Here is a 17,499-nt window from a genome sequence, read left to right as displayed (position 1 = left end):
TCCGGGATCAGTCCTTGCTGTAAAGACCGTTCAGCGGCTTTTTCAGAATGCTGTCCCGCAATGACAAGCCGGATTCCCGCCGCAGGGATGGGGAAGGCTCCCTTGGCGGTACCGAGCGCGCGCCTCCTTCGTCGCCGCGAAGTTCGCGGCGCAATTCCGCAAGCTTGCTGTCGATCGATGTTTGCGAAGCCGGCCCAGGTTGGGGTGCGGCGGTACGAGGCAGCATGTCGGGACGATAGGGTTCGATCGGTTGAGGAGTTGATTCCGCTTGATGCAGAATTGGTTGCTGGACCGGCACGTCGCCGACATCATCCTTGATGTCCGTCACGGGCAGAGCACTGTAGCTCTGCTGCGGAGGACTGATGTCGGGACCTGAAATCGAACGCATGCGGCCGACGATCGTGCGCAAATCGACGGTATCCGGCGAGTCCTCGCTGGTTTTTGTCACGCTGCCGCTGGCTTTTGGCAGCAAATGCCGCTCGACCTGCGAAAAGCGCATGCGCATGGGAACTGCGATGGCCTCACCGAACGCGATGGCTTCGCCATTGCCGATCGACGACAGGAAGCTGGTCGTCGAGATCGACGAGTTGGGGATGGCCGAACGGATGATTTCCTGGTCGCGATCGTTGGCAAGGCGCATGGCAAACAGCGTCGAGCACTGCGACAGGATCGTCTGGTCCAGCTCGCCCGGACGCTGCGTGATGATGCCGAGCGATACGCCGTATTTGCGTCCTTCCTTGGCGATGCGGGCGATCGCCTGGCGCGTCGGAAAGAAGCCGAGGTTCGGATCAGCGGGAATATAGCGGTGCGCTTCCTCGCAGACGACGAGCATATGGATTGCACCGTCGCTCCAGAGCGCCAGCTCGAAGGCCATGCGGCAAAGCACAGAAGCGACGGAATTGATGACTTCCGAAGGGATGCCGGCGAGCTGAAAGGTGCAGATCGGCTTCCCGTCGCCGGGAATGCGGAAGATCTTGGCAATGGTCTCCATGATCGTATCGGTGATCGTATTGTTGGAGAACATGAAATGGTAACGGGGATCGTTGATTGCCGAGATGATGCGCATCTTTAGCGAGCGCAGGTGCGGCTTTTCCTGCCGGCCTTCGAGGCGGCCGATGCGTTCGTCGATCAACGCCAGCAGATCGGCCATGCGATAGGGGACCGGTGTGTCTGCCGTCACCGAAGATTTTTCCGTCTGACGCCGCATAAGGGCAGAATCGCTGCCTCGGAAGGCACGGCGTGCCTCGGGAATGAGATCGCGTAGAGCGTCGAGCTCCTCCGGAATCGCCGGGCGGCCGCGGAAGACCACTTCGCTGAACTCCTCCAGCCGCATCAGCCAGAAGGGCAGATCCAGCGTATCGGTGTCGATGACGACGGCGTGCCGGGGAAAGGCGGCGGCGAATTCGTTATGCGGATCGAGGATCAGCACGCGCAGTTTCGGATCGGCTGTGATCGCCTTGTGCAGCAGCAGCGACACCGCGGTGGATTTGCCGACGCCTGTGGAGCCGACGACGGCGAAATGTTTCGAGAGCATCGAGGGGATATGGATGGCAGCGTCGATACTTTCGTCCTGCGTCAGCTTGCCGATGACGCAGCTGCTGCCCTTGCCGGCGTCGAAAATGCGCATCAGGTCGGCCGCACGGATGCGGTGCGCGATCGCTCCAAGATAGGGGTAGGCCGATATGCCGCTTGAAAACTCCTCGCGGCCGTCAGGTCCGACGCGGACTTCGCCGAGCAGTTCCACCTCGATGCGGAAGAGATTATCCTGCCCTTCGCCCCAGCCGACGCCTTGGGTGTTCATCGAATAGACGAGGGCGGCCACGCGGTTCGATCCAACGCTAATGGAAATAAGCCTGCCCACCGACCAGAGCTCGGTCAGATCCGTGCCACCGGCCTCCGCGACAGCGGCAATTGTCGCCCGCGAGCCGTTGCACGCGACGACGCGGCCAAGGAAACGATTTCCCGGCTTCAGCTTATCGCGGCGATCCAAATCTCCGGCTTTGCCGGATGTCTGCAGATCATTATTCAGCAAACATCTACCCCAACTATTAGACGTCGGAGCATATAGAAATGGGCTTAATAAAACCCTGTCCGTTACCCGTGCTTTTTATAGGGTTATGATGCGGCCGCGATTTTTTATTGCTTCGCGCGTTGACGCTTGGAAATTTTCTGTCTATCACTTCGCTCCATGAAAAACTCGATCGTTCTTATCGTGGTGGGAAAGCGCATGGGCAGGATGGTGTAACCATCCGGCGATAGCCACCCATGCGCTAGATGACAGGCTCCCGAAGGGGCCTTTTTTTATGCCCGAAATCGAGATTTCATCTTTCCAAACCTCCAGCAGACAGCGGAACAAACGTATGACCGGCACAGATAATCAGGCGAGCGGCAATCGAATGACAGGCGCGGAGATCGTGTTGCAGGCGCTCAAGGACAACGGCGTCGAACACATCTTCGGTTATCCGGGCGGCGCCGTGCTTCCGATCTATGACGAGATCTTCCAGCAGGATGATATCAAGCACATTCTCGTCCGCCATGAGCAGGGCGCGGGCCACGCGGCCGAAGGCTATGCCCGCTCCACCGGCAAGGTCGGGGTCATGCTGGTCACTTCCGGTCCCGGCGCGACCAATGCAGTCACGCCGCTGCAGGATGCCTTGATGGATTCGATCCCGCTCGTCTGCCTCAGTGGTCAGGTTCCGACGACGCTGATCGGCTCCGATGCGTTTCAGGAATGCGATACGGTTGGCATCACGCGACCCTGCACCAAGCACAACTGGCTGGTCAAGGATGTCAACGAGCTGGCCGCCGTCATCCACGAAGCCTTCCGCATCGCGCAGACCGGCCGTCCCGGTCCCGTCGTCGTCGATATTCCGAAGGACATCCAGTTTGCGACCGGCACCTACACGCCGCCGGAAGCCCATCATGTCCAGAAGAGCTACCAGCCGAAGATCCAGGGCGATCTCAGCAAGATCACCCAGGCCATCGAACTCATGAAGAACGCACGCCAGCCGGTCATCTATTCCGGCGGCGGTGTCGTCAATTCCGGCCCGGAAGCTTCCAAGCTGCTGCGCGAACTGGTCGATCTGACGGGTTTCCCGATCACCTCGACGCTGATGGGCCTCGGCGCCTATCCGGCATCGGGTAAGAGCTGGCTCGGCATGCTCGGCATGCACGGTTCCTATGAAGCCAATATGGCGATGCATGATTGCGATGTCATGGTCTGCATCGGTGCGCGCTTCGACGACCGCATTACCGGCCGCCTGAATGCCTTCTCGCCGAATTCGAAGAAAATTCACATCGATATCGATCCGTCCTCGATCAACAAGAACGTTCACGTCGATATCGGCATTCTCGGCGATGTCGGCAATGTTCTGGAAGACATGGTTCGCCTGTGGCGCGCCCTGCCGCAGAAGCCGGCAGCCGATCGCCTCGCCGAGTGGTGGGCCGATATCGCTCGGTGGCGCGCGCGCAATTCCTTCGCTTACAAGCCGAGCGACGATGTCATCATGCCGCAATATGCGATCCAGCGCCTCTATGAGCTGACGAAGCATCGCGATACCTACATCACGACCGAAGTCGGCCAGCATCAGATGTGGGCGGCGCAGTTCTACGGCTTCGAACAGCCGAACCGCTGGATGACCTCGGGCGGCCTCGGAACCATGGGCTACGGCCTGCCGGCGGCACTCGGCGTTCAGATCGCCCATCCGGAAAGCCTCGTGATCGACATTGCCGGCGATGCCTCGATCCAGATGTGCATCCAGGAAATGTCGGCGGCCATCCAGCACAATGCGCCGATCAAGATCTTCATCCTCAACAACCAGTACATGGGCATGGTTCGCCAGTGGCAGCAACTGCTGCACGGCAATCGCCTTTCCAATTCCTACACGGAAGCGATGCCTGATTTCGTCAAGCTCGCGGAAGCCTATGGCGCCGTCGGGCTGCGTTGCGAAAAGCCGGGCGAACTCGATGCCGCCATCCAGGAAATGATCGACGTCAAGAAGCCGGTCATTTTCGATTGCCGCGTGGCCAATCTTGCCAACTGCTTCCCGATGATCCCCTCGGGCAAGGCGCATAATGAAATGCTGCTGCCGGACGAGGCGACCGACGAGGCCGTTGCCAACGCGATCGATGCCAAGGGCCGTCAGCTGGTTTGATCGATAGCCAAGGGCGCGGCGGAAGCCGCGCTCCGGCCGATCACGCTGGCATATCGAATAAAACCGAGGAAACGGAACAGGAATAATGAACGCACACCTTCAACCCACGGGCTCCGCCTATTTCATCTCGCCGGAAACCGCGGCGGTCGAGAGCCATACGCTTTCGGTACTCGTCGACAACGAGCCCGGCGTTCTCGCCCGCGTCATCGGCCTCTTCTCCGGCCGTGGCTACAACATCGAAAGCCTCACGGTTTCCGAGACCGAGCACCAGGCGCATCTGTCGCGCATCACCATCGTCACGCGCGGCACGCCGCAGGTGCTGGAACAGATCAAGGCGCAGCTTGAGCGCATCGTTCCCGTCCACCGCGTCGTCGATCTGACGGTGCGCGCCCGCGAACTCGGCCAGGAACGGCCGATCGAGCGCGAAGTGGCGCTGCTGAAGGTGACCGGGAGCGGCGAGACCCGTGCCGAGACGCTGCGGCTGGCCGACGCCTTCCACGCCAAGGTGGTGGATGCGACGGTCGAGCACTTCATTCTCGAAATCACCGGCAAGTCCTCGAAGATCGATCAGTTCATCGCCATCATTAAACCGCTCGGCCTCATCGAAGTCTGCCGCACCGGCATCGCCGCGATGAACCGCGGCCCGCAGGGGATGTAAGAGCCTGCGGAGCTGACTGCCTTACCGATCGGAATTGCGTGAGAAATCAGAGCGGTTGGTGCTTTCGTGAAGCACCAAACCGCTCTATCTTTTGCGGCGGGCCGATCCGGGCCGGCGACATCACTTGCAGCGGGGGAATATAGTGGCAGTTCTTGCCGGCGAGACTTTGCCTGAGATCGGTAAAAAGCCATGGCATCCGCCGGCTGGCATGCGCCTCGGCGCCGCACCTTTCGTGCGAAGTGACTTTCCCTGGCTTGGACATTATTTCGGTTCGCAGAAGCTTGCTTCCGCGTTGGCGCCCGGCATAGGCGGCCTGGTGTCCTGGGGCGGCCGTGCGCCGGCCAAGGTGGCCGCCAGCATTGCGCGGTTTCGCCGATTGCGCTACTGGCATCTGGAGGACGGTTTTCTGCGCTCGATGGCGCTAGGCAAGTCGGGCGCCATTCCGCTTTCCATCGTCATCGACGATCGCGGCTTGGCGGTCGATGCAGGCCGATCTTCGCGGCTCGAGCGGCTGATAGAAGGCGCGGGTGAGGCAGGAGAGCTTGGCCGCGCCATCCGCGAGCAGATCGTTCTCAACAAGCTCTCGAAATACAATCATCTCCCTCATCGATCGCCTCACATCGAGCGGACGACGAAGCGGCGCATTCTGCTGGTCGATCAAGTCGTTGGCGACGTTTCCGTCGGTCGGGCGCTCGGCTCGCGAGCTTCCTTTGAAAAGATGCTTGCCGATGCGCTGGCAAGTGATGCGCAATGCCTGATCCGCACGCACCCGGATGTCATGGCCGGCCTTCGTAAGGGATATCTTACGAATGGCGCTCCCAAAGGCGGTGCAATCCTGGTCGGCGACGAGGTGTCGGTGGCGTCGATCCTCGAAGTCGTCGATGAAGTCTGGACGGTTTCCAGCCAATTCGGCTTCGATGCGCTCCTGCGCGGCCTTCCGGTTCGCTGTTATGCCGCGCCGTTCTATGCAGGCTGGGGCGTGACCGAGGATCATTTCGGTGTCCATACCAAAGCCACGCTTGCAGGGCGTCGGACGAAGCGGCGGACCGTCGATCAGATCGCCGCTGCGGCCTTCTCACTTTATCCGACCTATCGCAATCCGGACAACTGGCGCGAGATCGACGTTTTCCGGGCGATCGAGCTGATCGTAGCGCAGCAGAAAGCGGCGGCGTGACGCTATAGCATGTCCAATGATTTCTTTCGCGACGGCGGCGGGAAGGCGGCGTCGAGAACAGCCCAATCCTCGTCCGTGATATCGATATCGACAGAGTCACGGTTTTCCTCGATGCGCTGCGGGTTCGAGGATTTCGGGATCGGTATCACGCCGTCGCGTTCCAGCAGAAAGGCAAGTGCGACCTGTGCCGGCGTTGCCTGATAGATCTTGGCAATGCGGATCAGCTCGGGATGATGGAGCAAACGGCCTTGCTCGATCGGGGAATAGGCCATGATCGGAATGCCGCGCTCCTGGCACCAGGGCAGGAGGTCGTATTCGATGCCGCGCCGGGAGAGATTGTAGAGCACCTGGTTGGCCGCGACATTACCGCCGTTCGGCACGGAAAGCAGCTCGTCCATATCCACGACATCGAAATTCGAAACGCCCCAGGCTTCGATCTTGCCGGCGGCCTTCAGGTCCTCAAAGGCTTCCACGGTTTCTTCGAGCGGATAGTTGCCGCGCCAATGCAGGAGATAGAGATCGAGGCGATCGGTCTGCAGGCGCTTCAGGCTGCGTTCGCAGGCGGCGACAGCGCCCTGGCTGGCATTGGCGGGATAGACCTTGCTGACGAGGAAAACCTCGTCGCGGCGGCCTTCGATCGCCTTGCCGACGATCTCCTCCGAACCGCCGTCTGCGTACATCTCAGCCGTATCGATCAGCGTCATGCCGAGATCAAGGCCGGTTTTGAGGCTGGCGATCTCGTCCCTGGCGGTGGCGCTATTCTCGCCCATGTTCCAGGTACCCAGGCCGAGTGCCGGAACCATGATGCCGGAGGGTAGGGTGACGGTCGGGACGGGATCGCGCATGGTCATTCCTTGCTGAGGAAAACCGAAGGATAGGAGCATTCGACCGGATTTCAATCGGTATGCGTCATGTCACGGTGACAATCACCCTATGGCTTTCGTATGGGTGGCGAACTAATGTCGGATCAATATGCGCCGTCATATTCCAGGCGCGAGAAGACGAATTTCGGATGCCGCCTTATCCCGATACGGTGTCCCAGGAGGAATCATGGCGCTGGATACTTTTCTGGCTCTTCTACTTTTCGCATTCACCACATCGATAACTCCAGGGCCAAACAACATGATGCTGTTCGCTTCAGGCGTGAATTTCGGGTTTCGCCGCACCATTCCGCACATGCTCGGCATCGGCGTCGGCTTTTTTGTGCTGCTGATTGCCGTGGGATTGGGATTGGGTGCGCTTCTGCACACGGTGCCGGTGCTCTATACCGTGCTGAAATTCGCCGGCGGAGCCTACCTTGTCTGGATTGCCTGGAAGATCGGCTCCTCGCGCAGCCTGAGCGAGGCGGAAAGCGATGCAAAGCCGATGAGTTTCATCAGCGCTGCTGCGTTTCAATGGATCAACCCCAAGGCGTGGGTAATGGCCGTCACCGCCATGGCCACTTATACCAATGAGCAGCTCTATCTTTTCACTGTCCTTCTCGTGGGGTTCGCGTTTGCCGCTGTGAACGTCCCCAGCGTATCGACCTGGGCGGGCTTCGGCTCGGTCCTGCGCGATTGGCTCTCCGATCCCGTCCGGCTGAAATGGTTCAACATAACCATGGCCGTCCTGCTGGTGCTTAGTCTCTGGCCGATGTTAAAGTAGGCGCAAAGAGACAGGAGACGGCCATGTCCCACGACCATTCGCATGATGACGGCGATCATCATCACCATCATCACGACAACCACTATTCGGACATGCAGGCGCGGGTAAAGGCGCTGGAGACGCTGCTGACGGAAAAGGGGCTGATCGACCCGACGGCGGTCGACCGCATCGTCGAGACCTATGAGACGAAGGTCGGGCCGCGCAACGGGGCGCTGGTGGTGGCGAAAGCCTGGAGCGATCCCGATTTCGCCGACTGGCTAAGGCGTGACGCGACAGCGGCGGTCGCAAGCCTCGGCTTTACCGGCAGACAGGGCGAGCACATGCGCGCGGTGTTCAATACGCCGGAAACGCATAATCTGATCGTCTGTACGCTGTGCTCCTGCTATCCATGGGCGGTGCTCGGGCTGCCGCCGGTCTGGTACAAGGCGCCGGCCTATCGCTCCCGCGCGGTGATCGATCCGCGCGGCGTTCTGGCGGAGTTCGGCCTGACACTGCCACAGGAGACGAAGATCAGGGTATGGGATTCGACGGCCGAACTTCGCTATCTGGTGATCCCGGAACGGCCTGCCGGTTCCGAAGGCATGGATGAAGCAGGGCTCGCGGATCTCGTCAGCCGCGATGCCATGATCGGGACCGCGCTCGCCAAGGCGCCGGAGGCCGCGCTATGAACGGGCCGCACGATCTCGGGGGCCAGATGGGCTTCGGCCCGGTCGCGCCTGAGCGGAACGAGCCCATTTTCCATGCCGAATGGGAAAGGCGCGCGCTCGGCATCACGCTCTCCTGCGGCGCCTTCGGTGCCTGGAATATCGATGAAAGCCGTCATGCGCGCGAGAATATTCCACCCGCCGACTATCTTGCCGCCAGCTACTACGAGGTCTGGATACGGGGTATCGACATGCTGCTGGAACGGCATGGTTTTGCGACGGCGGAAGAGCTTCGCACAGGCTATTCGCTCGAACGGGGCAGAGCGCCGAAGCGGATATTGAAGTCGGATATGGTCGACGGTGTGCTAGCCAAGGGCGGCCCCTGCGACCGGCCGGTCGATACCGCACCGCTTTTTGCCGTCGGCGATCATGTGCGGACGAAAAATTTCAATCCGACCGGCCACACCCGATTGCCGCGCTATGCGCGCGCCAAGACGGGTGTCATCGAAGCGGTGCAGGGTTCTTTCGTCTTCCCCGACGACAATGCCCATGGCCGAGGCGAAAACCCGCAATGGGTCTATACGGTCGTCTTCGACGGTGCCGAGATCTGGGGCGAGGGAATCGATCCCTCCTTGACCGTCTCGATCGACGCTTGGGAGAGCTATCTTGAGCGCATGTAAGATCATATCGCCTCTGACGCATTCGCCCAGATTGCCGAAGTCAACCGATGGCGAGCCGGTCTTTCCCGAACCCTGGGCGGCGGAGGCGTTTGCGATGACCGTTCATCTGCACGAGAAGGGCCTGTTTGCCTGGAGCGAATGGGCCGAACGCCTGTCGGCCGAATTGCACAAACCCGGTCGCGCGGTTGACGGCAGTGATTATTTCGATTGCTGGGTGACGGCGCTTTCGGATCTGCTCGTGTCGAAGGATATAGCGGATCACGATACGATCCTGGCTTTGCAACAAAGTTGGCAACGCGCGGCTGAAGCAACGCCGCATGGCAAGCCGATCGCATTGGAGAACGACCCGCTGGGTTAGGACGAAAACTGTTTGTAGCACGCGTCCGCCACCTGCCGCAGCATGTCGCGGGAGATTTCGCCTGTCACCGCATAGCCGAGATCGCCGTCGATCCAGTAGAACGTCTCGACGGCCTTGTCGCTGGCGAAGCGGAAGCTGGTCGTGGTATTGCCGCTGTTGCGCCCCACCAGCACCGTCAGGCGCTGGCCGCTGGCATTTTCATACATGAACAGGGCGCCCGGCGTGCCGTTGATCGGCAGCAGGCGACCGCCGACCAGCTGGAAGCCCAGCGTCTGCAGGATCGGCACCTTGAGGCCGGCGACATTCATGCGTTTGCCGAGCCAGGTGGCGAGATGGGCTTCCTGATCTGCGCCGACTTCGACGGGATGGCGGACATCGCTGGCATAGACGACGAATGCCGAATGTGCCTGCTGCGGCAGAGCTTCGATCGAGGTCAGCTCTAATTCGGGCTGCGCGAAAAGATCAGGGCCGAAATGGCCAGCAACCGCACCGGCAACGAATAATGCCAGCGAGGCGGCGAGCATCATCAGCTTGCGGCTTGCTTGCGACGCAGCCGCCCCCGCAGAAGATGTGATTCTGCTTTTCGCAAAGAGGTCTGCGTCGCCATCCTTCGATATGGCATAGGGGGAGAACATGGCCCGGATTTCATCGTTCTGGACCTGCCATGCCGCAACGGCGACAGCATCCTCGGGATTTTCGGTCAGCCATGCCCGCAATTCCGCCTGTTTTTCCGGCGGCAAGAGGCCATCGGCAAAGGCGTGAAGATCTGCTTCGGTCACGGTCGGTTTGCGTTCGTTCATCTTGGTCTCCGAAGCGTGACGACATTGTCTGCATTCAACAGACTGGTCATCTTCTGGCGCGCGCGAGACAGGCGCGACATCACGGTGCCGATCGGGATATCGAGCATGTCGGCGACATCCTGATAGCTGCAGCCTTCGACGACGACGAGCATGAGCACTGCGCGATAGTCTTCGCTAAGGCTGTTCAGCGCCGTTTCCAGGCGCGAGCGCTGCAACGGATCGTCGTCCATCTCGGCTGCGGCCAAGTGGCTGTTGTCGTCGATATCGATGAATTTCCGTGCGCTCTGCTGGCGTAGTCGGTTGCGATAGAGATTGGTCATGATGGTGAGGACCCAGCCGCGGAGGTTCAGCCCGCGCCATTGGCCGCGCCGGGTCAAAATCTTCTCGACACAATCCTGAAGCAGGTCTTCGCCGTCGGCATCCGAGCGGGTGAGGCTGCGCGAATAGCGGCGCAACGAGGGGAGGAGCGCCAGCACCTCCGCCTCGAAGCTGTCGGGCGCGGGGGAGGCTCCCGCCGCGACCTTTTCGTTCCCGTCAGGGCTTCGCGGCATCCCAGACGCCCTTGAAACCGTCGCCGGCGACATCACCGGGCTTTGTGTCCTTGACGAAGAAGTAAAGCGGCATGCCGTCCTTTGCCCACTGTTTCTTCCCGTCCTTGCGGGTAATAACCGAATATGCACCTTCCGCCTTGGCTTTGCTATCGGCCATGAGCGGCGGCCAGGCTTTCGCGCAATCGCCATTGCAATTGGATTCGCCTGATTTGTCGTTCTTGAACGTATAAAGCGTCATGCCGTTCTCGCCGGCGAGCACCTTGCCCTTCGCGCTTTCAACCGTCTTGACTGGAGCCGCGGCGAGCGCGGCCGTGGCAAAGGCAGATGCCACAACGAGCGCGGTCAGGAATCTCATGGTCTTCATGATGTCTCTCCTCGGGTGGTGGACGATGGATCGTCCAGGCTTTGCTTTTTGCGTTGCCGGACATGAGACACGGGGGCTTGCGATTTTATTCCCGGTTCGCCGGGTATTTTTACCGCTTGCTTGCAGCGGCCGAATCCTGCCAATTCGGTCCATGCAATTCGCGCCGCAACAAGATGAAGCACTCAAGGCTGTCGCAAACTGGCTGAAAGAGGGGCGCTCGCCGTTATTCCGTCTGTTCGGCTATGCTGGCACGGGCAAGACGACGCTTGCGCGGCATTTCGCCGAACATGTGGGCGGCGAGGTGCTGTTCGCGGCCTTTACTGGCAAGGCGGCGCAGGTGCTGCGCTCGCGCGGCGCCTCGAACGCCAAGACCATCCACTCGCTGATCTACCGGCCGCGCGGCGAAGAGGCCGTGGAGGATAAGGAGACCGGCAAGACATCGATCGCGCCGATGTTCACCATCAACCGCCAGAGCCCGGTTGCCAAGGCCGCGCTGATCATCGTCGACGAATGCTCGATGGTGGACGAGGCGCTCGGCAAGGATCTCATGAGCTTTGGAACGCCCATTCTGGTGCTCGGCGATCCCGGCCAGCTGCCGCCGGTTTCCGGCGGCGGTTTCTTCACGAACGAAGAGCCGGATTACTTGCTGACGGATATTCATCGTCAGGCCCGCGACAATCCGATCATCCAGCTCGCCATGGAGGTGCGTGAGGGCAAGGAAATCATGTATGGCGACTATGGCACCGCGCAGGTGATTTCGAAGAACGAGGTCACGCAGCCGCTCGTGCTGGAAGCCGATCAGGTGCTCGTCGGCACCAACAGGACGCGCCGGCGCTACAATCAGCGTCTGCGCGAGCTGAAAGGATTTACCGCCGACTATCCGCAATCCGGCGACAAGCTGGTCTGCCTGCGCAACGATCCCGCCAAGGGGCTGCTCAACGGCTCGCTCTGGCAGGTGATGACGTCTTCCCGGGAAACGACAAAGCCGGGCATCAATCTTCTGGTGCGCCCGGAAGATGACGACATGGATCGCGGGGCAGCGAAGATCAAGCTGTTGAAACAGGCCTTCGAGGATGTCGAGGGCGAAATTCCGTGGTCGACCCGCAAACGGTACGACGAGTTCGACTACGGCTACGCGCTGACCGTCCATAAGGCCCAGGGCTCACAATGGAACAATGTCGTGCTGTTCGACGAGAGCTGGGCGTTCCGCGATACCCGCGAGCGCTGGCTTTATACAGCCATTACCCGCGCCGCCGAGACGCTAACCATCGTCCGTTGATACGATGTCTCGAGCATTGCCGGAGGGATGTCGCGCCGCGGTGACCTGGTTCGATCCTCTCCATCAAAGTTTTGCATGGGTTGATGTCGGAATCTCGTTGGTTTTGCTGCGTATGATGACATAAAAACCGGTGATATCATCCGCTTTGAAAATCAGGGATTTCCATCATGCCCGCCAAGCTTTCCGTGAATCTCAACGCTATCGCGATGCTGCGCAACCGGCGTGATCTTCCCTGGCCGAGCGTTACGGGCTTGGGACGCATCGCGCTGGCAGCCGGCGCCAGCGGGTTGACCGTTCATCCGCGTCCCGATCAGCGGCATGTCCGCTTTTCCGACCTGCCAGACATCCGTGCGCTGATCGACGACGAGTTTCCGGAGGCGGAGTTCAATATCGAGGGCTATCCGAGCGACGAGTTCTTCGATCTCTGCGCTTCTGCCGAGCCCGAGCAGGTGACGCTGGTGCCCGATGATCCCGCGCAGGCGACATCGGATCACGGCTGGGATTTCCGCAAGAATCGAGACCTGCTGGCCGAGGTCGTTGCAAAATACAAGACGATTGGCTGCCGCGTATCGCTGTTCGCCGATGGCGACGGCGATGCAGACGCCGTGAAGATCGCGAGGGAGGTCGGTGCCGACCGCATCGAGCTTTACACCGGCCCCTACGGCGGCTGTTACGATGATCCGCAAAAGGCTGCCGTCATTCTCGAAGCGCTCGGCAAGACCGCGGACGCCGCCTTCGCCAACGGCCTCGACGTCAATGCCGGTCACGATCTGACCGTCGCCAACCTGCCGGCGCTCGTGAAGCGCATTCCGAAGCTTGCCGAAACGTCGATCGGCCATGGGCTGACGGCGGATGCGCTGGAATATGGCATGGCCGAAACGGTTCGGCGCTTCCGCCGGGCTTGCGGTCAGGTGGTTTGATAGGAAATAGGCTTGGGCTGGTCAGGCGAGGGCGTCACTGACGCGCCATAGTGCCTAGCCCCTCATCCCAGCCTTCTCCCCGCTTGCGGGGAGAAGGGATGACAACGCAAGCCAATCATTGCATCACTCGGCTAGAGTTTTGCTTGAGGCATGAAAACTCCCTCGCCCCGCTTGCGGGGAGAGGGGGCATGCTTGAAAGTTCGGCAAAGCAGGTCTTGCCTGACCTTCTCTAAAATCAGCCCACCAACGCGGCCTTATGCTCCTCGAAGAAGCTGCGTAGCGTTTGCGGCTCCTTGCCGGTCAGCTTGTTGAAGTCATTGGCGAGGATGTCGAATTTGCCGGCGCGGGTATTGGCTTCGGAGGAGACGAGCATGTCCACCACGAACTTCGGCAAGCCGGCGCCGGTGAGGCCGGCGGCCAGCTGTTCGTCATTGACCTGAACGACTTCGAGCGGGCGACCGGTGATCCGGCTGACGACGCTCGCCACATCCTCGACGGTGACGGCGGTCGAGCCGGTCAGCGTATAGGTGGCGCTGTCCGTTGCGTCGGATGCCAGAGCTGCGGCGATGGCGACTGCGCAATCTTCGCGGCTAATGTTGCTGACGCGGCCGCCGCCGGTTGCCGTATACCATTTGCCGGTTTCGAGGCTGTGCGGCAGACCCATCAGGTAGTTGTCGAAATACCAGGCGTCGCGCAGGATCGTGTAGCCGATGCCGCTTGCCTTGATGGCGTTTTCCGTTCCGAGATGATCGGGTGCGAAGCTGACGAGCGAACCTTCCGGAGCCGGCATGGAGGTATAGAGAATATGCCGGACGCCAGCCTTCTTGGCGGCTTCGACGGCGGCCGTGTGCTGCTTCAGGCGCAGGCCGGGCACGGCGAGCGCATCGGTGCTGATGATCAGCAGCCGGTCGACACCGGCAAAGGCGGCAGACAAGCTGGAGACATCGTCGAAATCGGCCTTGCGGGTGACGACGCCCTTGGCGGCGAGATCGGCAAGCTTCTCCGGGCTGCGCGTCGCGGCGATGATGCGGCCGGGCGCGACCTTGTATGTCTCCAGCAGGTGATGGATGACGCGCTGGCCAAGCTTGCCGGCGGCGCCAGTGACGAGAAGAGTGCTGCTCATATGTTTTCCTTTGTTGGACCGCCGCACATTCGCAGGGCCTTGTTGCTCTCAAAAAGAGACTAGCACTAGAATAGGAATTGACTTCGCTATGTAAAGAAGGCAGTTTTTCGGCTCCAAGTTACCAAAAGGGAACCGGCATGGCAGCGAGCGCCGTCATCAATCTGCGCAGCAAGGATCCGCCGCTGCGCGACGTCGATCTCAGCAATCTCGATTTCAGCAATTGTCCCGTGCGTGACCTGATCTCGCAGATCGGCGGAAAATGGTCGGTGCTGCTGCTGGAAACATTGGCTAAACGGCCATACCGTTTCGGCGAGTTGCGCCGCCTGGTCCCCGATATCTCCCAACGCATGCTGACGCAGACGTTGCGCGACCTCCAGCGCGACGGCTATGTCGACCGCGAGGTCTTTCCCACGAAGCCGCCAAGCGTCGAATATCGCATGACGGATCTCGGCTACTCGCTTTACGAGCCGCTGGCGCTGCTTCTGAACTGGGCCGAGGCCAATCATGAGGCGGTAAAGGCTGCGAGAGCCCGTTTCGATCAATCGCCGGACTGAGCCTTATCGTGAAGCCCTTGAAGATTGCCATCGTCGGCGCCGGGCCTGCCGGTCTTGCCGCCTCTCTCTTTCTCATTCGTGCTGGTCATACGACCGATATTATCGAACGCTTCGACAACCCGGCTCCCGTCGGTTCGGCGCTGATGCTGCAGCCGACCGGATTGACCGTGCTGGAAGCGCTCGGGCTCGGTCCAGCCATTCATGCCGCCGGCAACCGCATCGATCGATTGTTCGGCACGGAAACCACCCGCGGCCGTATCGTTCTCGATGTGCGCTACGATGCATTGCCCGGCGGGCGCTATGGGCTTGGCGTTCATCGCGCCGCTCTGTTCGATACGCTCTACGATGAAGTCTCCGCACGGCGATATCCGATCCATACCGGGCAGCGTGTTATCGGCGTGACGGAGGAGAGCGGTGAAAGCTACCTCTCTGTCGAAGGTGGCGAGCGCCTCGGGCCTTACGATCTCGTCATCGATGCGAGCGGCGCGCGCTCGGAACTGGTGACGGCATCGCCCGTTGCGCCGCGTGCACGAAATCTCGCCTACGGCGCCTTCTGGGCGACGCTCGACTGCCCGGACGGGCTGGTGGATCAGGCGGCGCTGACGCAGCGCTACGACAAGGCAAGCGTGATGATCGGCGTTTTGCCGATCGGCAGCAGAAGGCCGGATTTGCCGAAGCAGGCAGCCCTGTTCTGGAGCCTGAAAGTGGCGGATGCGGATGAGGTGCGCAGGCGTGGGCTCGAGCGTTGGAAACAGACGATCCGCGGCTACTGGCCGGAATGCGAGCCTCTGCTGGAGCAGATCACGGATTGGGATCAGTTGACGCTCGCACGCTATGCTCATCGCACCGTGATGACGCCCTATAGCGGGCGGACTGTTTTCATCGGCGATGCAGCGCATTCCACCAGTCCGCAGCTGGGGCAGGGCGCCAATATGGCGTTGCTCGATGTGGCTGCGTTAGCGCATGCTCTGGCAGGACATGAAACGATCGAGGCCGCTCTTGCTGCCTATGCCAAGGCACGGCGGATGCATGTGCGGCTGTTTCAGTTGCTGTCTGCGGCCTTTACGCCCTTTTACCAATCGGATTCGGCAGCATTGGCCTGGATCAGGGATCGGCTGGTCGCCACCATCGCCAAAATACCGCCCGCACCACAGATCCTAGCCGGCATTGTCTCCGGCACGCTGGTCGACCCGTTTCATGGCGCAGGCTTGCGGGAATGCGACTGGCTGCGGCAGGCGGTGCCGCAGCCGTCGTGATCATTTCTCCCGCTCGAGCCTTCCGCTTTTCTTCGAATAGCGAAAATGCTCTATCTCTTTGGTTCTACGCAATTCCGGACGGAAAACCGCTATGCGCTTTTCCTGGAATTGCTCTCGGTAAGATAGGCAAGAAGCGCAATGACCGGGAAGGCGACGCCGATCCAGGAGGCCATGCTCCAGCCGCCGGTGGCATAGGCCCAGCCGCCGAGTGCGGAGCCGAGGGCGCCGCCGGCGAAGAAAGTCGCCATATAAAGGCCATTGAGGCGGCTGCGATGTTCGGCGCTGAGCGCAAAGATGGCGCGTTGACCAAGCACGAGATTGGTCTGAACGCCAAAGTCGAGCATGATGCCTGAGAGCGTCAGCGTGATGAGTGCCAGAAGCGAACCGCTGCCGGAAAAATGGCCGATCAGGAAGGCGACGATCGCGAGCACCAGGGCGAAGGCCGTGGCAAGCTTCGTCCAGCCGCGGTCTGCAACGCGTCCGGCAATGGGTGAAGCGACGGCACCGGCGGCGCCGGCAAGTGCAAAAAGGGCTATGCCGTTCTGTGTCAGACCGAAAGCCGGGCTTGCCAGCAAGAGAGGTGTCGTTGTCCAGAAGAGGCTGAAGGCGCCGAACATGCAAGCCTGATAGAGTGCGCGCCGCTGCAGGACCGGTGTACGGAGCGCGAGATGGCCCATGGAGGATAGCAGCTGCCCATAATGCAGCCTGGTGTGCGGCACGCGGGTGGGCAGAACGAGGCGCAGGATGACGATCAGCCCGATCATGACGCCGGCTGAGATAATATAGACAGCATGCCAGGACAGAAGCTCGGACAGGAAGCTGGCGGCCGGGCGGGCCAGCATGATGCCGACGAGGAGGCCGCTCATGACATTGCCGACGACGGCGCCGCGGCTGGCGTCCGGCGCCATATGGGCGGCGAATGGGACAAGGACCTGCACCGCGACAGACGCAAGGCCGATGCAGAGCGAGGCGAGCAGGAACAGTGATGGCGACCACGCGAAGGCGGCGCCCACAAGCGCGACGGCGGCAAGCGCCACCAGCGTCAGGACCAATTTCCGGTTCTCGAGAAGATCGCCGAGTGGGACGATCAGCAACAAGCCGAGGCCGTAGCCGATCTGTGTAAGGGTGACGATGAGGCCGGTGGCGGCGGGGGTGAAGCCGAGCGATTGACTGATGGGGCCGGCGAGCGGCTGGCCATAATACAGATTGGCGGCCACCAGCCCGCAGGCGGCGGCGAACATGAATGTGAGAAGCGGCGAAATGGTTTTTTCTGGGAGCGGCGTGCTCTCCCGTCTGGCGGCGGCAGTTGCGGGCATGTCTTGTCCTCAATAGGGCGGGGA

18 protein-coding genes are annotated in these 17,499 nt (G+C 61.0%); 11 read left to right on the top strand and 7 right to left on the bottom strand.

From position 1 onward, the window contains the following. Positions 1 to 7: 7 nt before the first annotated feature. Positions 8 to 2,032, bottom strand: coding sequence for an ATP-binding protein (locus tag C7U61_RS11515; RefSeq protein WP_106998218.1), 2,025 nt, complete (start codon positions 2,030 to 2,032; stop codon positions 8 to 10). A gap of 328 nt (positions 2,033 to 2,360) precedes the next feature. Between C7U61_RS11515 and C7U61_RS11510 the strand changes: the two genes are divergently transcribed. From C7U61_RS11510 to C7U61_RS11500, 3 genes are all read left to right on the top strand, one after another. Continuing rightward, positions 2,361 to 4,154: an acetolactate synthase 3 large subunit gene (locus C7U61_RS11510; RefSeq protein WP_106998217.1), complete on the top strand. Its 1,794-nt coding sequence runs from the start codon at positions 2,361 to 2,363 to the stop codon at positions 4,152 to 4,154. 85 nt (positions 4,155 to 4,239) lie between these two features. Beyond that, entirely contained in the window at positions 4,240 to 4,812 is a 573-nt protein-coding gene (gene ilvN, locus C7U61_RS11505; RefSeq protein ID WP_106998216.1) for an acetolactate synthase small subunit, read from the top strand. Between the two features lie 142 nt (positions 4,813 to 4,954). Beyond that, positions 4,955 to 5,986: a capsular biosynthesis protein gene (locus tag C7U61_RS11500; protein WP_106998215.1), complete on the top strand. Its 1,032-nt coding sequence runs from the start codon at positions 4,955 to 4,957 to the stop codon at positions 5,984 to 5,986. 2 nt (positions 5,987 to 5,988) lie between these two features. Here C7U61_RS11500 and C7U61_RS11495 read toward each other — a convergent pair whose 3' ends face one another. Continuing rightward, positions 5,989 to 6,831: an aldo/keto reductase gene (locus C7U61_RS11495; protein ID WP_106998214.1), complete on the bottom strand. Its 843-nt coding sequence runs from the start codon at positions 6,829 to 6,831 to the stop codon at positions 5,989 to 5,991. Positions 6,832 to 7,036: 205 nt separating this feature from the next. Here C7U61_RS11495 and C7U61_RS11490 point away from each other — a divergent pair, with 205 nt between their 5' ends. The 4 genes from C7U61_RS11490 to C7U61_RS11475 are packed head-to-tail and all read left to right on the top strand — an operon-like array spanning position 7,037 to position 9,312. Continuing rightward, a complete protein-coding gene (locus C7U61_RS11490) occupies positions 7,037 to 7,630 on the top strand; it encodes a LysE family translocator (RefSeq protein WP_106998213.1) in 594 nt (197 codons plus the stop codon). 23 nt (positions 7,631 to 7,653) lie between these two features. Further along, positions 7,654 to 8,298, top strand: coding sequence for a nitrile hydratase subunit alpha (nthA, locus tag C7U61_RS11485; RefSeq protein WP_106998212.1), 645 nt, complete (start codon positions 7,654 to 7,656; stop codon positions 8,296 to 8,298). Next, positions 8,295 to 8,954, top strand: coding sequence for a nitrile hydratase subunit beta (nthB, locus tag C7U61_RS11480; protein WP_106998211.1), 660 nt, complete (start codon positions 8,295 to 8,297; stop codon positions 8,952 to 8,954). Before nthA ends, nthB begins: the two co-directional genes overlap by 4 nt. Continuing rightward, positions 8,941 to 9,312, top strand: coding sequence for a nitrile hydratase accessory protein (locus C7U61_RS11475; protein ID WP_106998210.1), 372 nt, complete (start codon positions 8,941 to 8,943; stop codon positions 9,310 to 9,312). The genes nthB and C7U61_RS11475 overlap by 14 nt, the downstream gene beginning before the upstream one ends. Here C7U61_RS11475 and C7U61_RS11470 read toward each other — a convergent pair. The 3 genes from C7U61_RS11470 to C7U61_RS11460 are packed head-to-tail and all read right to left on the bottom strand — an operon-like array spanning position 9,309 to position 11,027. Further along, complete coding sequence (locus C7U61_RS11470) at positions 9,309 to 10,112, bottom strand: anti-sigma factor (protein WP_106998209.1); 804 nt, start codon at positions 10,110 to 10,112, stop codon at positions 9,309 to 9,311. The genes C7U61_RS11475 and C7U61_RS11470 overlap by 4 nt on opposite strands. Beyond that, positions 10,109 to 10,663 (bottom strand): RNA polymerase sigma factor, encoded by a 555-nt coding sequence (locus tag C7U61_RS11465; RefSeq protein ID WP_106998208.1) that lies wholly within the window; start codon positions 10,661 to 10,663, stop codon positions 10,109 to 10,111. Before C7U61_RS11465 ends, C7U61_RS11470 begins: the two co-directional genes overlap by 4 nt. After that, positions 10,647 to 11,027, bottom strand: a complete 381-nt coding sequence (locus C7U61_RS11460; protein ID WP_106998207.1) for a hypothetical protein — start codon at positions 11,025 to 11,027, stop codon at positions 10,647 to 10,649. Before C7U61_RS11460 ends, C7U61_RS11465 begins: the two co-directional genes overlap by 17 nt. A 151-nt stretch (positions 11,028 to 11,178) precedes the next feature. Between C7U61_RS11460 and C7U61_RS11455 the strand changes: the two genes are divergently transcribed. Next, positions 11,179 to 12,306 (top strand): ATP-dependent RecD-like DNA helicase, encoded by a 1,128-nt coding sequence (locus C7U61_RS11455; protein ID WP_106998206.1) that lies wholly within the window; start codon positions 11,179 to 11,181, stop codon positions 12,304 to 12,306. 167 nt (positions 12,307 to 12,473) lie between these two features. Continuing rightward, a complete protein-coding gene (locus tag C7U61_RS11450; RefSeq protein WP_106998205.1) occupies positions 12,474 to 13,226 on the top strand; it encodes a pyridoxine 5'-phosphate synthase in 753 nt (250 codons plus the stop codon). A 235-nt stretch (positions 13,227 to 13,461) separates the two neighbouring features. Here C7U61_RS11450 and C7U61_RS11445 read toward each other — a convergent pair whose 3' ends face one another. Further along, positions 13,462 to 14,349, bottom strand: a complete 888-nt coding sequence (locus C7U61_RS11445) for an SDR family oxidoreductase (RefSeq protein WP_106998204.1) — start codon at positions 14,347 to 14,349, stop codon at positions 13,462 to 13,464. A gap of 137 nt (positions 14,350 to 14,486) precedes the next feature. On the opposite strand from C7U61_RS11445, the gene C7U61_RS11440 reads away from it, so the two are divergent. Then, positions 14,487 to 14,903 (top strand): helix-turn-helix domain-containing protein, encoded by a 417-nt coding sequence (locus tag C7U61_RS11440; protein WP_106998203.1) that lies wholly within the window; start codon positions 14,487 to 14,489, stop codon positions 14,901 to 14,903. Between the two features lie 8 nt (positions 14,904 to 14,911). Beyond that, complete coding sequence (locus tag C7U61_RS11435) at positions 14,912 to 16,159, top strand: NAD(P)/FAD-dependent oxidoreductase (protein ID WP_106998202.1); 1,248 nt, start codon at positions 14,912 to 14,914, stop codon at positions 16,157 to 16,159. Between the two features lie 89 nt (positions 16,160 to 16,248). Here the strand turns inward: C7U61_RS11435 and C7U61_RS11430 are convergent, their stop codons facing one another. Continuing rightward, on the bottom strand, positions 16,249 to 17,475 hold the full coding sequence (locus C7U61_RS11430) for an MFS transporter (RefSeq protein WP_106998201.1): 1,227 nt from the start codon (positions 17,473 to 17,475) through the stop codon (positions 16,249 to 16,251). Positions 17,476 to 17,499 lie beyond the last annotated feature (24 nt).

This window comes from Rhizobium sp. JAB6 (assembly GCF_003024605.1).
Lineage (GTDB): Bacteria > Pseudomonadota > Alphaproteobacteria > Rhizobiales > Rhizobiaceae > Rhizobium.
The sequence above is the reverse complement of the archived record's forward strand: the minus strand, read 5'-3'. Positions and strand labels throughout refer to the sequence as shown.

What these genes read in the sequence shown, in the direction of transcription:
- C7U61_RS11490 (WP_106998213.1), top strand. Translation starts at nt 7,037, where the DNA reads ATGGCGCTGGATACTTTTCTGGCTCTTCTACTTTTCGCATTCACCACA.
- C7U61_RS11510 (WP_106998217.1), top strand. Translation starts at nt 2,361, where the DNA reads ATGACCGGCACAGATAATCAGGCGAGCGGCAATCGAATGACAGGCGCG.
- C7U61_RS11430 (WP_106998201.1), bottom strand. Translation starts at nt 17,475, where the DNA reads ATGCCCGCAACTGCCGCCGCCAGACGGGAGAGCACGCCGCTCCCAGAA.
- C7U61_RS11445 (WP_106998204.1), bottom strand. Translation starts at nt 14,349, where the DNA reads ATGAGCAGCACTCTTCTCGTCACTGGCGCCGCCGGCAAGCTTGGCCAG.
- C7U61_RS11495 (WP_106998214.1), bottom strand. Translation starts at nt 6,831, where the DNA reads ATGCGCGATCCCGTCCCGACCGTCACCCTACCCTCCGGCATCATGGTT.
- C7U61_RS11465 (WP_106998208.1), bottom strand. Translation starts at nt 10,663, where the DNA reads ATGCCGCGAAGCCCTGACGGGAACGAAAAGGTCGCGGCGGGAGCCTCC.
- C7U61_RS11460 (WP_106998207.1), bottom strand. Translation starts at nt 11,027, where the DNA reads ATGAAGACCATGAGATTCCTGACCGCGCTCGTTGTGGCATCTGCCTTT.
- nthA (WP_106998212.1), top strand. Translation starts at nt 7,654, where the DNA reads ATGTCCCACGACCATTCGCATGATGACGGCGATCATCATCACCATCAT.
- C7U61_RS11455 (WP_106998206.1), top strand. Translation starts at nt 11,179, where the DNA reads ATGCAATTCGCGCCGCAACAAGATGAAGCACTCAAGGCTGTCGCAAAC.
- ilvN (WP_106998216.1), top strand. Translation starts at nt 4,240, where the DNA reads ATGAACGCACACCTTCAACCCACGGGCTCCGCCTATTTCATCTCGCCG.
- C7U61_RS11450 (WP_106998205.1), top strand. Translation starts at nt 12,474, where the DNA reads ATGCCCGCCAAGCTTTCCGTGAATCTCAACGCTATCGCGATGCTGCGC.
- nthB (WP_106998211.1), top strand. Translation starts at nt 8,295, where the DNA reads ATGAACGGGCCGCACGATCTCGGGGGCCAGATGGGCTTCGGCCCGGTC.
- C7U61_RS11440 (WP_106998203.1), top strand. Translation starts at nt 14,487, where the DNA reads ATGGCAGCGAGCGCCGTCATCAATCTGCGCAGCAAGGATCCGCCGCTG.
- C7U61_RS11470 (WP_106998209.1), bottom strand. Translation starts at nt 10,112, where the DNA reads ATGAACGAACGCAAACCGACCGTGACCGAAGCAGATCTTCACGCCTTT.